Origin of the sequence: Stappia indica, from assembly GCF_020177335.1 — a bacterium.
Taxonomy (GTDB): domain Bacteria; phylum Pseudomonadota; class Alphaproteobacteria; order Rhizobiales; family Stappiaceae; genus Stappia; species Stappia indica_B.
Genome location: NZ_JAIVMG010000013.1, coordinates 1 through 12,601, shown reverse-complemented (window position 1 = coordinate 12,601; position 12,601 = coordinate 1). Strand labels below are relative to the sequence as shown.

Annotated in this window: 15 protein-coding genes; 8 read left to right on the top strand and 7 right to left on the bottom strand. The window is 65.5% G+C overall.

Annotated features, from left to right (window positions below; all coding sequences use genetic code 11):
- Positions 1-12 precede the first annotated feature (12 nt).
- From LC062_RS16545 to LC062_RS16515, 7 genes are all read left to right on the top strand, one after another.
- Complete coding sequence (locus LC062_RS16545) at positions 13-1,470, top strand: coiled-coil domain-containing protein (RefSeq protein WP_224912136.1); 1,458 nt, start codon at positions 13-15, stop codon at positions 1,468-1,470.
- A 16-nt stretch (positions 1,471-1,486) separates the two neighbouring features.
- Entirely contained in the window at positions 1,487-2,014 is a 528-nt protein-coding gene (locus tag LC062_RS16540; protein WP_224912135.1) for a DinB family protein, read from the top strand.
- Positions 2,015-2,175: 161 nt separating this feature from the next.
- Positions 2,176-2,664, top strand: a complete 489-nt coding sequence (locus LC062_RS16535) for a hypothetical protein (protein ID WP_224912134.1) — start codon at positions 2,176-2,178, stop codon at positions 2,662-2,664.
- Positions 2,665-2,772: 108 nt separating this feature from the next.
- Positions 2,773-3,384 (top strand): CDP-alcohol phosphatidyltransferase family protein, encoded by a 612-nt coding sequence (locus LC062_RS16530; RefSeq protein WP_224912133.1) that lies wholly within the window; start codon positions 2,773-2,775, stop codon positions 3,382-3,384.
- Positions 3,381-4,331: a phosphatidate cytidylyltransferase gene (locus LC062_RS16525; protein ID WP_224912132.1), complete on the top strand. Its 951-nt coding sequence runs from the start codon at positions 3,381-3,383 to the stop codon at positions 4,329-4,331. The genes LC062_RS16530 and LC062_RS16525 overlap by 4 nt, the downstream gene beginning before the upstream one ends.
- A gap of 12 nt (positions 4,332-4,343) precedes the next feature.
- Complete coding sequence (locus LC062_RS16520) at positions 4,344-4,982, top strand: lysophospholipid acyltransferase family protein (protein ID WP_224912131.1); 639 nt, start codon at positions 4,344-4,346, stop codon at positions 4,980-4,982.
- Positions 4,954-5,517, top strand: coding sequence for a hypothetical protein (locus LC062_RS16515; RefSeq protein WP_224912130.1), 564 nt, complete (start codon positions 4,954-4,956; stop codon positions 5,515-5,517). The genes LC062_RS16520 and LC062_RS16515 overlap by 29 nt, the downstream gene beginning before the upstream one ends.
- 18 nt (positions 5,518-5,535) lie before the next feature.
- Here the strand turns inward: LC062_RS16515 and cckA are convergent, their stop codons facing one another.
- The 7 genes from cckA to flgB form a co-directional block, all read right to left on the bottom strand.
- The gene (gene cckA, locus LC062_RS16510; RefSeq protein ID WP_224912129.1) at positions 5,536-8,103 is read right to left on the bottom strand and encodes a cell cycle histidine kinase CckA; all 2,568 of its coding nucleotides are present in this window, start codon (positions 8,101-8,103) and stop codon (positions 5,536-5,538) included.
- A gap of 131 nt (positions 8,104-8,234) precedes the next feature.
- Positions 8,235-9,311 (bottom strand): flagellar biosynthesis protein FlhB, encoded by a 1,077-nt coding sequence (gene flhB / locus LC062_RS16505; RefSeq protein ID WP_224912128.1) that lies wholly within the window; start codon positions 9,309-9,311, stop codon positions 8,235-8,237.
- Positions 9,312-9,317: 6 nt separating this feature from the next.
- On the bottom strand, positions 9,318-10,094 hold the full coding sequence (fliR, locus tag LC062_RS16500) for a flagellar biosynthetic protein FliR (RefSeq protein WP_224912127.1): 777 nt from the start codon (positions 10,092-10,094) through the stop codon (positions 9,318-9,320).
- A 1-nt stretch (position 10,095) separates the two neighbouring features.
- The gene (gene fliQ, locus LC062_RS16495) at positions 10,096-10,362 is read right to left on the bottom strand and encodes a flagellar biosynthesis protein FliQ (protein ID WP_181758669.1); all 267 of its coding nucleotides are present in this window, start codon (positions 10,360-10,362) and stop codon (positions 10,096-10,098) included.
- A gap of 46 nt (positions 10,363-10,408) precedes the next feature.
- Positions 10,409-10,723 carry a flagellar hook-basal body complex protein FliE gene (gene fliE, locus LC062_RS16490; protein WP_224912126.1) on the bottom strand — a complete coding sequence of 105 codons (315 nt, stop codon included), beginning with the start codon at positions 10,721-10,723 and terminating at the stop codon, positions 10,409-10,411.
- Positions 10,724-10,781: 58 nt separating this feature from the next.
- Positions 10,782-11,192: a flagellar basal body rod protein FlgC gene (gene flgC, locus LC062_RS16485; protein ID WP_181758667.1), complete on the bottom strand. Its 411-nt coding sequence runs from the start codon at positions 11,190-11,192 to the stop codon at positions 10,782-10,784.
- 31 nt (positions 11,193-11,223) lie between these two features.
- Positions 11,224-11,631, bottom strand: a complete 408-nt coding sequence (gene flgB / locus LC062_RS16480; RefSeq protein ID WP_224912125.1) for a flagellar basal body rod protein FlgB — start codon at positions 11,629-11,631, stop codon at positions 11,224-11,226.
- A gap of 446 nt (positions 11,632-12,077) precedes the next feature.
- Here flgB and LC062_RS16475 point away from each other — a divergent pair.
- Positions 12,078-12,601: flagellar biosynthetic protein FliO (locus LC062_RS16475; protein ID WP_224912124.1), on the top strand; the 524-nt coding region annotated here is incomplete at its 3' end.

Below are 12,601 nucleotides of genomic sequence, written 5' to 3'. Positions count from 1 at the left end.
CGGACGAACAGCATGATCAGCGGACGCCAGACCCTGGGATCCATCGAACACTCGCTTGCCGAATTGCGGCAGGAGGAAGCGGAGCGCAAGGCCCGTGTCGAACAGGCCATGCGCGACATCAACGAGTTGCGCAGCGCCGAGCTGGACGCCTATCGCGAGTTGGCCCGGTTTCGCCTGCGCGGTAGCGGGGATGGGATGTTCGGGCGGCGGATCGACAGGGACGAGGCCCAGGCCAAGGCGCGGCTGGAGCAGCGCGAACTCGCCCTTTCCGCCCTGCGTTCCCAGCGCAACGCCCTGACCAGCGACATCGCCGCCCTGGTCGACAAACGCCGGCGGCTGGCGCGCGAGCGCGATGCGGCCGGCGACCGGCTCGACGCGATCCTCGATCAGGTGGACGACCGCCTCGCAAAGGATCCGGCCTACGCCCGCCAGCAAGAGAGGGTCGAAACCGCCCGGACCACCGCCGAGGCGGCGCGGGCGAAGGCCACCCAGGCCGCCGCCGACAGGCAGGAAAAGGGCGCGGCCTACGAGGCGGACCGCCTGTTCATGTATCTGTGGCAACGAGGCTTCGGCACGCCGGACTACCACGCAAGCGGCCTGATCCGGATGCTGGACAGATGGGTCGCCCGGCTGGTGCGCTTCGACGACGCCCGGCCGAACTACGCCATGTTGTGCGAGATCCCCGAACGGCTGGAGGCCTATGCCACCGACCGGGAGGCGGAGGCTGTGGCGGAAGAGACGAAGCTGGGCGCCATGTCCCGCGCCGCTGCCACGGAGCTTGCCGGCGAGGATCTCGCCGCCGCAGTCGAACGCGCTGAGCAGGAACTGACGGAAACGGCCGCCGCACTGGAGGCGCTCGAAGCGGAGCAAAGTGAACTGGCGACCCGCGAACAGCCCTTTCTCGCCGGTGAGGATGCGGATTTCCGGGCGGCGGAAGAAGCGCTCCTGCGCTCCCTGCGCTCGGATGAACTGAGCACTCTGTGGCAGGAGGCCTTGGCCACCCCTTCGCCCGAGGACGAGGCGATTGTCCGCCGCTTGCGCGATCTCGACGGGCGGATCAGTGCCATCACGCCGCAAATCGAAGCGGATCAGGCGGATTTGCGCGACATCGTCCGGCGACGCGAGGAACTGGCCAAGGTCGCCCAGCGCTTCCGCAAGAAGCACTATGACAACTGGGATTCCTCCTTCGATAACAATGATCTTGCCGGCGTGCTGATCGGTGAGCTGGCGAAAGGCGCACTCTCCGGCGCCGATTACTGGGCCCGGACGGAAAAATCTCACCGGCGGCGCAAGCGGCGCGGTGGCGCCATCGGCTTTCCCGGCGGCGTCGGCCTGCCCGGCTCCATGGGCGGCACCTTCCCTGGCGGTGGGTCCGATGGCGGTTTCGGCGGTGGCGGCTTTGGTGGTGGCGGCTTCGACAGCGGCGACAGTTTCGGCGGCGGCGGCTTTGAGACCGGCGACAAGTTCTGACGCTGCGAGGACAACAATGAAAGACGACATGATGACGGACCGGCACAGCATCCGGGCCATGGCGCTGTACAATCGCTGGATGAACGACCGGCTCTACGCCCTGTGCGCGGACCTCGACGACGACGCCCGCAAGGCCGACCGGGGCGCGTTCTTCGGCTCGATCCACGCAACGCTCGACCACATCCTGCTCGGCGACCGCGTGTGGATGGGCCGGTTTACCGGACGCAGCTATCAGGTGGTGCCGATCGGCACCGAGCTCTATGCCGATTTCGACGCATTGCGCGTAGCGCGAGCGGAGATGGACACCGATATTCTCGCCTTCGCGGAAGGGCTCACCAGCGACTGGCTTGCCGGGGACCTCACCTGGACCAGCGGACTTGATGGCATCTCCCGGACACGGCCCTGCTGGCTGCTGGTCACCCATCTGTTCAACCACCAGACCCACCACCGGGGACAGGTCACCACGCTGCTGTCACAGCTCGGGATCGACCCGGGACCAACGGACCTGCCGTGGATGGAGGGCTTCGATACAGCCGAAGTGTAACCTCCCGCCTTGCCGTCGGCGCGCTCCAAGGATACGGATGCGCCCGCCCGCAAGGTTTGTTAACCTCGCGCCCACAACATGACACGCCCCCTGGCGGACGGGACCGCAGCGCCTGGACGCCCTCCCCGATCTCCCGGCGTTTTCGGTTAAGGATTGACGATATGCTACGCTTGATGGTTCTGCTCGCCGCCGCGCTTGCCCTCGCCGCCTGCCAGTCCGGCCGCCGGGCCGCCGGCCCCGTCACGCCGCAGCCGGCAGTGCTGACGGTGCCCGCTGGCGCCCAGTCCATCACGGTTCGGGCCGATCCGGAGGTGGTGCGCCAGACCATCGTCGCCAATGCCACCCAGCGCGGCACGCCGATTGCCCAGAACCAGCCCAACATGGTGGTGCTGGAGCGCACGGTGAGCGATCCGATCCCGGCGCTCGACAATGAATTCGGCCCCTCGAACAACGGTGTGCGCAAGTTCCGCATCCGCGTGCGCTTCCAGGGCGAGGCCTGCAAGACCCTGGTGGTGCAGGACGTGTTCGTCATCAACAACGCCGGCACCGCGCTAGAGCAGGTCTTCAGCCTCACCCAGCCGCAGTACAACAACCGGGACAGCCTCGTGGGGCTGAAGGCCAAGGCCGAAAGCGCCGCGACCTGCCTCTGATCCCGTCACGAGGCGGGCCGGCAACACGCCACCACCTTCGATTGCCACAGACAAGCGGTTCGGCCACCATCGGCCGGACCGCTTCTTTTTCGGAAAAACCCATTTCACATGGCCTCGATCTATCAACTCAAGAGCCGCTTTCAGGATCTCCTGCGCCCGCTGGTCGGGTGGATGGCCGGGCGCGGCATCACCGCCAATCAGGTCACCGTGTCGGCCATTGTCCTCAGCGCGCTCGGCGGGGGAGCCCTCAGCCTCTGGCCCGAGGCCGGTTGGCCGTTCCTGCTGTTGCCGGTGATCCTGTTCCTGCGCATGGCGCTGAACGCCATCGACGGCATGCTGGCGCGCGAGCATGACATGCGCTCCGCCCTCGGCGCCGTGCTCAATGAGCTGGGCGACGTGGTCTCCGACCTCTGCCTCTACCTGCCCTTCGCCCTGCTGGCCGGCGCCTCGCCCGTTCTGGTGATCGGCATCTGCCTGCTGGCGGTGATCGGCGAAATGACCGGGGTGATCGGCGTTCAGATCGGTGCCAGCCGCCGCTACGACGGGCCGATGGGCAAGAGCGACCGTGCGGTGGTCTTCGGCACCCTCGGCGGTCTCGTCGGGTTGGGCCTTGCCGGCGCTACCGTGCTCAACGTCATCCTTGGGCTGACCCTGGTGCTGGCGGCCGTGACGGTGGTCAATCGGGCCCGGATGGCCCTGCGCGAGGTGGCCGCCTCATGAGCCAGATGATGACCGCCCTTCAGCCGCTGCATCTGGCGCTTCTTGGCATCTGGGGGCTGTTGATCGCCGCCAGCCTGCTTGTCTGGGCACTCGCCCGCAGCCGCCCGGACAAGGACTATTCGGAGCTGGTACAGCGCACCCAGAGCTGGTGGGGGATGATCGCCATCTTCACCGCCGCCTTTCTGCTCAGCCGCACCCTGTCGATCATCGTCTTCGCGCTGGTCAGTTTCCTGGCGCTGAAGGAGTATTTCTCGATGATCCCGACCCGGCGCGCCGACCGCCGGGTGCTGTTCTGGGCGTATCTGGCGATTCCCGTGCAATACTACTGGGTCGCCGATGGCTGGTACGGCATGTTCGCCGTGTTCATCCCGGTCTACATGTTCCTGTTCCTGCCCTTCGCCATGCTGCTGTCGCAGCAGACCGACGGCTTTCTCAAGGCGGTCGGCACCCTCAACTGGGGCCTGATGCTCTGCGTCTTCGCCATCAGCCACGCAGCCTTCCTGCTGGTGTTGCCACTACCCGGCGCGGCGGAAGACGGGGCCAGCGGCGCGGGGCTGCTGCTGTTCCTGGTGTTCCTCACCCAGTTCAACGACGTGGCGCAATACACCTGGGGCAAGCTGTTCGGCCGGCACAAGATCGTGCCGGTGGTCAGCCCGAAGAAGACCTGGGAGGGTTTTCTCGGCGGCCTGGCGACGACCACCCTGCTTGCCGTACTGGTGGCACCATTGGTCACCCCCTTCGGCCCCTTGCATGCGGCCATCGCCGGTGCGCTGATCGCCGCCGCCGGCTTCATCGGCGATGTCACCGTCTCGGCGGTCAAGCGCGATCTCGGCGTCAAGGACACCGGCGCGCTGATCCCCGGCCATGGCGGCATCATGGACCGGATCGACAGCCTGACCTTCACCGCCCCGCTGTTCTTCCATTTCACCCGCTATTTCTACACCTGACCAGGGCCACGGATGACCCGCTGTCTGCAGTACCTCTTCTTCCTGTCGGTGCGTATCGCCGTCACCCTGCTGCTCGGCCTCAACATTCGCCGGCGCGAGCTGTTGCCGAAGGAGGGGCCGGCGATCATCGTCGCCAACCACAACAGCCATCTCGATACGCTGGTGCTGATGTGCCTGATGCCCCTGTCGCGGATCGCCCGGGTGCGCCCGGTCGCCGCCGCCGACTATTTCCTGCGGACCCGCTGGCTCGCCTTTTTCTCCACCCGCATCCTCGGCATCATTCCCATCGACCGCAGCGGCACGGCCCGCAGCCGCGACCCGCTCGCCCCCTGCCATGAAGCGCTGGCGCGCGGCGAAATCCTGATCCTGTTTCCCGAAGGCACGCGCGGGCAGCCGGAGGAGATGGCCGCGCTGAAAAAGGGCGTTGCCCTGCTGTCGGCGAAAGCGCCCGAAGTCCCGGTGGTCCCGGTCTTCACCCATGGGCTGGGCAAGGCGCTGCCGAAGGGCTCCTTCCTGCTGGTGCCGTTCTTCTGCGATATCTTCGTCGGCGCCCCGATCCACTGGCCGGGCAGCCGGCCGGACTTCATGGCGCAGCTGAACGCCGCCTTCAGGACCCTCTCCCATGAAAAAACCTTCGCACCTTGGGAATAAGCTCGCCTTTCTCGCGGCCGCCCTGTGGGGCTTCGCCGAGGCGATCGTCTTCTTCACCGTCCCGGATGTGCTGCTGAGCTTCCTGGCCCAGACCTCGCTCCGCCGCGCGCTTATTGCAAGCCTGTGGACCGTGGTCGGCGCCTGCACCGGCGGCGCGCTCCTCTACGTGCTCGCGCTCTCCCATCCCGATGCGGCCGACGCACTTCTGCTCGCAGTCCCGGGGGTTTTTCCGGAGCTGATTGCCCGTGCAGGCACCCTCTTGGACGGCGGACTTCTCCCGGGTCTTGTCACGGGATCGCTCACCGGCGTGCCCTACAAGATCTTCGCGGTAGAGGCAGCGCGGTCGGAAACGCCGCTGGCGCTCTTTCTGCTCGCAAGCCTGCCCGCCCGCCTGCTGCGCTTCACACTCTCCTGCCTGGCAAGCTGGCTGATCTTCGCCAAACTGCTGGCGGGCGTTTCCCTGTGGACGCGGCGGTTGCTGCTCGCCGCGTTCTGGCTGGTGTTCTACGCGGCCTACTACGCCGGATTGGGGTGAAGAACGCCCGGCCGGCGGTCAGCTCGCCAGCACGTCCTTCACCACCGTTGCCAGTTGTTTGAGGGTGAAGGGCTTGGGCAGGAACGAGAATTTCTCGTTCTCCGGCAGGTTCTTCTCGAACGCATCCTCCGCGTAGCCCGACACGAAGATGATCTTCAGCTCCGGCTGGGTCTTGCGCAATTCGCGCAGGAGCGACGGGCCATCCATCTCCGGCATCACCACGTCCGAGACCACCAGATCGATCTGACCGCCGGTCTCTTCCATCACCTCCAGCGCTTCAGCGCCGCTGGCGGCCTCATGCACCGTGTAGCCACGCGAACTCAGCGCCCGGGCCGCAAACGCCCGCACCGCTTCCTCGTCCTCCACCAGAAGGATCGTCGCCGAGCCGGTGAGATCGGCAAGCTGCTGCTGTTCCGCCGGCTTGGCCTCGACCTGCTCGTTTTCCTCGCGCACATGCCGCGGCAGGAAAATCCGGAAGGTGGTGCCGACCTCAGGCTCGCTGGTGCAGAAGATGAAGCCTCCAGTCTGCTTGACGATGCCATAGACCGTGGACAGGCCAAGGCCGGTGCCCTTGCCCACTTCCTTGGTGGAGAAGAACGGCTCGAAGATCTTCTCCATCACCTCCGGCGCCATGCCATGGCCGGTGTCGACCACCTCCACCAGCACATATTCGCCCGCCGGCATGCCCCGGGCATTGTCGTAGCCGCGTGAATTCTCCTCCGAGACATTGGTCGTGCGGATGGTCAGCCGCCCGCCCTCGGGCATGGCATCGCGCGCGTTCACCGCCAGATTGACGATCACCTGTTCGAGCTGGTTGAGATCGGCCATCACCGGCCACAGATCCCGGCCATGCACCACGCTCAATTCCACCTTCTCGCCCAGGAGCCGGTCGAGCAGGATCGACAGGTCGGCGAGCACATCGTTCAGCGCCAGTTCCTTCGGTCGCAGGGTCTGCCGGCGCGAGAAGGCGAGCAACTGGCGCACCAGCCCTGCCGCCCGGTTGGCGTTCTGCTTGATGTTCATGATGTCCTGGAACGAGGGATCGCTCGGACGGTGGCTGGCCAGCAAGAGGTCGGAAAAGCCGATGATCGCCGTCAGCACGTTGTTGAAATCATGGGCGACACCGCCGGCAAGCTGGCCGATCGCCTGCATCTTCTGGCCTTGCGCGAACTGCGCCTCCAGCACCCGCTGCGCCGTCGTCTCCAGAACGTAGACGATGGCCGCATCGCCATCGTCCTCGCCGTCGCGCACCGCCGAGACATAGACGGTCGCTGAGCGCCCTTCTTCCCGATCATCGAGCCGGACATCGACCGGCGGGATCTCGCTCTGGCCATCGGCGGCGCTCGCAAGCGCCTCGGTCAGCGCCGGACGGGAGCCCTCGACCACGAAATCGATCAGCTTCGGCGTTGCACCGCTGCCATCACCGGCGCCGAACAGGCGCAGGAACGGCGCGTTGGTCTTGCTGATGCCGCCATCGCGATCGATCGAGGCAATGGCGATCGGCGTGTTGTTGAAGAACCGGGCGAAACGGACCTCGGAGGAACGCAGCGCCTCGGAGGCATCCTCGCCCCGGGACCGGTTGAGCACGATGGTCCGGCTTTCGCCGGCCTCGCCGTCGCCGCCGAACGGCACCCGGTGCAGGATCCGCACCGGAATGCTGCGCCCGTTGCGGGCCACCAGATCGAGATCGAAGGTCTCGCTCTTGACCTCGCCGGCGCGCCCCTGCAGCGAGCGCAAGAGTTCCGCCCCGTCGCCGCGGATGAAATCGGACAGGGCGACCGACCCGGCCTTGAACCGCACCAGGTCATAGCCGAGCCAGTCGGCCAGCGTCGCATTGAGATAGACGAGCCGCCCGGCCCCGTCGCAGGAGAAGAACCCGGCCGGCGCATGATCGAGAAAGTTGATGACCCGCTGCAATTCCTGGAACGAGGTTTCCTGCTCGGTCCGCTCGCCGCTGATGTCGGCGACCTGCCAGATGATGCAGTCGCGTGCCGCCCCGCGCCCGTCGCTGGTCGGCAGGCTCAGCGGCCGCACCCGCACCCGGTACCAGCACGGATCGCCGTCGTTCTGCCCCAGAGGATGCGACAGACGGATCTCCTCCTCGCCGGTGCGCTGGGTTTCCGCCGCGCGGGCCAGATGGAAAATCGCATCCGTGGCATTCGGGTCGGCGGAAAACACCCGCTCCACGCTGCGCACCTCGGTGTCTGCCTCCGCCCGCACCAGCGCCGAGTAGGCCGCGTTCGCATAAATGATGCGCCCGTCCTTCTCGGTGACCACGACGCCCTCGTCGAAGGTATCGAGAAACGCGGTCGGCACCGGGCTGACCGGCGCGCGCATGGAAAACCGCAAGAGGCCGATGGCGCTGGCGAACAGGGAGAACACGCCGATCACCGCCAGAACGCCCAGCAGCGCCAGTACATAGGGCTCGGCCTGGTCTCGGGTCATCATGGCAAAGGCTGCCGCGGCCGAGACGATGCCGACCGCAAGCAGGATCAACAAGCCGATATTGCCGCCGCGCTCGGGACGATCCACCACCGGGGACCGGGAACTTGAGTCCATCTCGTTCATCTGCAACCCTGCGGGCATGGAGCCGTCCGGCTCCCGTCCCCTCACCCTATCCGATTCGCCGTGACGGCGCGTTTCAAGCATTTCGCGCCGCCTTGCGCATTTCAACATGCGTGACCCTGCGGCGCTGGGAAAACAGACACAGTCTGTCCTTATCCGCGCCAGGATCCACGTTCCCGCATTCGATAAACGAAACCGATGACTTCCGCCACCGCGCGGTAGTGTTCCTCGGGAACTTCCTGATCGATATCGAGGGTCGCGTGCAGCGCGCGGGCCAGCGGCGGATTCTCCACCACCGGGATCGAGTGCCCGCGCGCGATCTCCCGGATCTTCAAGGCGATCTGGTCCGTTCCCTTGGCAAGACAGACCGGCGCTCCCATTCCCTGCTCGTATTTCAGCGCCACCGCATAGTGGGTCGGGTTGGTGATCACCACGGTGGCATCGGGCACCGCCGCCATCATCCGCTTGCGCGAGCGTTCCATCCGCAATTGCCGGATCTTGCCCTTGATCAGCGGGTCGCCCTCGGTCTGCTTGTACTCCTCGCGCACCTCGCGCTGGGTCATCTTCTGTTTTTCGTGCCAGCGCTGGCGCTGCCAGACATAATCGGCCGCGGCAACGATGGTCATCACCGCCAGGATCGCCGCGATCAGCTGCAGCACCAGAATGTGCACCTCCTCCAGCAGCACCCCGGTTTCGCGAAAGATCATCGTGTCGATGGTGTCGCGCTGCGGCCAGAGGACCGCCACCATCAGCCCGCTCACCACGGAGATCTTCACCAGCCCTTTCAGGAAGTTGACGAGGCTTTCGGCGGAGAACAGCCGCTTGAAGCCGGCCAGCGGCGAGATCTTGTTGAGCTTCGGCTTCATCCGCTCGGCCGACCAGACCAGATTGTGCTGGATCATGTTGCCGACCAGCGCCATCGCCAGCAGCAACAGAAGCGGCAGCGCCAGGATGGCGGCGACCTTCAGGCCGGTCGCCTGCCAGAGCCCGTGCAGCGCCGTGCCATCCATCGGGATCTGATGGGCATTGACCAGATAGCCGCGCAGGGCGGCACTGAGACTGTCGGCGGTCGAGGGCGCCAGCATCGCCACCACCATGCCGGTACCCAGCATGGCGAACCAGGTCGAGACCTCCTGGCTCTTGGCGACATCGCCCTTCTTCAGCGCGTCGTCGAGTTTCTTTTGTGTCGGGTCTTCTGTTTTCTCGGCGTCGTCGTTCTGTTCGGCCATCGCCCGCTACCCCGCGATGAACCGGCCGAGCGCCGTCTCGAAATGCCCCAGGTACCACATCATCATGGTCACCAGGAGCGCGAACAGCATGAGCCCGCCAATGGCGATGTTGAGCGGCATGGCGATGAAAAAGATCTGCATCTGCGGCATCAGCTTGTTGAGCAGGCCAAGACCGAAATAGAACACCAGACCGACGACGAGAAACGGTGCCGACATGCGGATGGCAATGGTGAACACCTCCCCCACCAGGCTCGTCGCCGTCTGCGCCAGGTCGCCCACGGGCAGCGGCCCGCCGGGCGGGAACAGCTCGAAGCTGTCATACATGGCGGCAATCACGAGAAAATGCAGGTCCGAGGCGAACACCAGCGTCACCCCAAGCAGGCTGAGGAACGAGCCGATCACCGCCCCTTGCTGACCGTCCATGGTCGGATCGGTGGCCATGGCGAAGGCAAGGCCCGACTGGCTGGCGATCACCATGCCGGCGATCGACAGGGTGTAGGTGATCAGCCGCGCACCGAGACCAATGAAAAAGCCGACGGCAAACTCGCCGGCCAGAAGAACGGCAATACCCGCCGGCGTCGCCCCCGCAACGTCGATCGCGTAGAGCGGCGTCACCAGCGGATAGAAGGCAAGGGTCAGCAGCAGGGCGAGAGCCAGGCGCACGCGCGGGGAGATCGAGCCTTCGCCGAGTGCCGGCATCAGCATCAGCATCGTTCCCACCCGGGCGAACAGCAGCATGAACAGAAGCGCCACCTGCGGCAGGAGGGAGATGTTGAAATTCATCTCAGCCGCCGCCGACGATCAGCTCGGCGAGCCGGTTGGTATAGGCATCAAGCACCTGCCCCATGAAGGGCAGGGTCACCAGCAGGGTGAGAAAGATGGCGAGGATCTTCGGAACGAAGACGAGGGTCATTTCCTGGATCTGGGTCAGCGCCTGAAACAGCGCGATCACCACACCCACCAGGAGGCCAACCACCATCGGCGGCGCGGCGATGAGGATCAGCGTCCAGATCCCCTGCCGGGCGATGTCGAGCACCTCTGGTCCGGTCATTCCTGGGTTCAGCCCCTCTTGCGGCCCACGGCCCGGCCGATCACCCTCAGATCGGCATCCGCATGATCTCCTGATAGGCGGAGATAACGCGATCACGCACCGAGACCAGCGTTTCCATCGCCACTTCGGTCTCCGCCACGGCGGTGACCACGTCGATCACATTCGCCTTGCCCTGGGCCATGGCCAGCGCCTGCTGGTCCGACTTCTGCCCCTGCTCGACCACCGTCTCGACCGCCGATTTGACCATGTTGGCGAAATCCGGGCTCGTCGTCGACGGCTTTTCAAGTTCCCTAGCCTGATTCGGGTTGGCAAGGGCAGAGGCCATCCGATAGGCACCAGCGGCGACCGAAGGGGTGGACATGGCGGTTCTCTCCGATTGATGTCAGCGCGGACAGCCGCGCGGGCCGGCCGAAGCCGGCTCAGGCGCGCAGGATATCGATGGTCTTTTGCAGCATCCGGCGGGTTGCCTGGATGAGATTGAGGTTGGCTTCGTAGGACCGCTGCGCCTCGCGCATGTCGACCATTTCCACCAGCGTGTTGACGTTCGGCAGCCGCACGTAGCCCTTTTCATCGGCGGCCGGATGGCCGGGCTCGTAGCGGGTCTTGAACTCGGTCCGGTCGATCTCCACCGGGCCGAGCTCCACCGTTTCGGCGTTGATTTCCCGATTCAGGGTCGCCTCGAAGGTGGGGATCTTGCGCCGGTAGGGATCCTCGTTGGGGGTGCGCCCCGTGGAATCCGCGTTGGCGATATTCTCCGCGATGATCCGCATGCGCCCGGTCTGGGCCTTCAGACCCGAGGCGGCGACGAAGATTGACTTGGTGAAATCCACGGTTCAGCTCCTTGCCGGCACGCGCGCGCCGTTATCCATTGCGCGACAGCGCCGTGCGGATCAGCCCCAGCCCCTTGCTGTAGAGCGAGGAGACGGTCTGGTAGTCCATCTGGTTTGCCGTGACCTTCATCATCTGCTCTTCGAGCGCCACGGTGTTGCCATCCGGCGTGATTTCGAAGCCGTGGTCCGGGTCGCGTTTCACCGCCCCGGTCTCGCGCAGCATGCTGCCATGCATGTGGCCGACGACGGTGCGGCTGGTTTCCAGCCCGGTGGTGCGGGCCTTGAGCGCATCCTCGAAGGAAAACGCCTTCAGATCCTGCCCCCGGTAGCCGGGCGTATCCGCATTGGCGACATTTTCGGCCAACACGCCCTGCCGGGTCTGATGCCACTGCATCTTCGACTTCAAAACCTGGAAAACGGGAAGGTCGGTGATCGCCATGACCGGCTCCTTGACTGCTAGGCAGATCCTGCCGATCATTTGGTTAACAGTAGGTTAACGGTTAACCATCCGGTAAGATTTGCCCGTGCGAAACTGCGGAGTTCCGCCAGGTCGAGTCTTGCAGTTTGCGTGAAACAAGGCGCGCGGCGGGCATTTTTTACCCACCCCTTTCAGCGTTCCGGCTTTGAGGGAATCAGACAACCGGCTATGGAGAGGCGGAGCACAACCGGCCGACAGACGATTGGCCGGTGATCACACCGAAAGCATGCGGGGGCGATTTCGGGATCGGCTATGGTCGATAAGGCAATATCGCATTATCATGTCGGCGTTTACACGATCCCCTTGCATGTGTGACAACCGCTGGAACAAACGCGCGGGCGCGAAGCAGCGCGAGACCAGCAAACCGTCGCAAGAGCGAGACAGTCGATGAGAAAAGGCCCAAAAGCATGAGGGATTGGCTGGTAGAGACCTTCAACATGGAGCCAGGCTGGGCGCAAGGCATTCAGTTCTTCATAGCCATCCTGATCGTCCTTGCCCTGATTTCCATGTTCGTATGGATTTTGCGCCGGGTGGCCGGCGGTCGGGTGGCCGGCGGACGCAGCCGGCAGCCACGCGTTGCCGTAATGGATGCCGCCTCGCTCGACACCCGCCGCCGCCTGGTGCTGATCCGCCGCGACAATGTCGAGCATCTGCTCCTGGTCGGCGGTCCCAGCGATGTGGTCGTCGAGCGCAACATCGTGCGCGGCGTCCCGGTCAGCCAGAGCTATCCGCGCCAGCAGGCAGCGTCTGTCGCTGCGCCGGTAGCCGCAGGCCTCGAAGCAGGCGCCGACCTTGTCGCGCCGCCCACGGTCGCCGAGCCGGCCCCGGCCCCACAGGAGCCGCAGGCGCCCGCACGGGAGCAGCCTCGCCCCCGGCCCGCGCCGCAGCGCCGCCCGGTGCAGCCCCAGACACCGGTCCAGCAGCGCCCGCA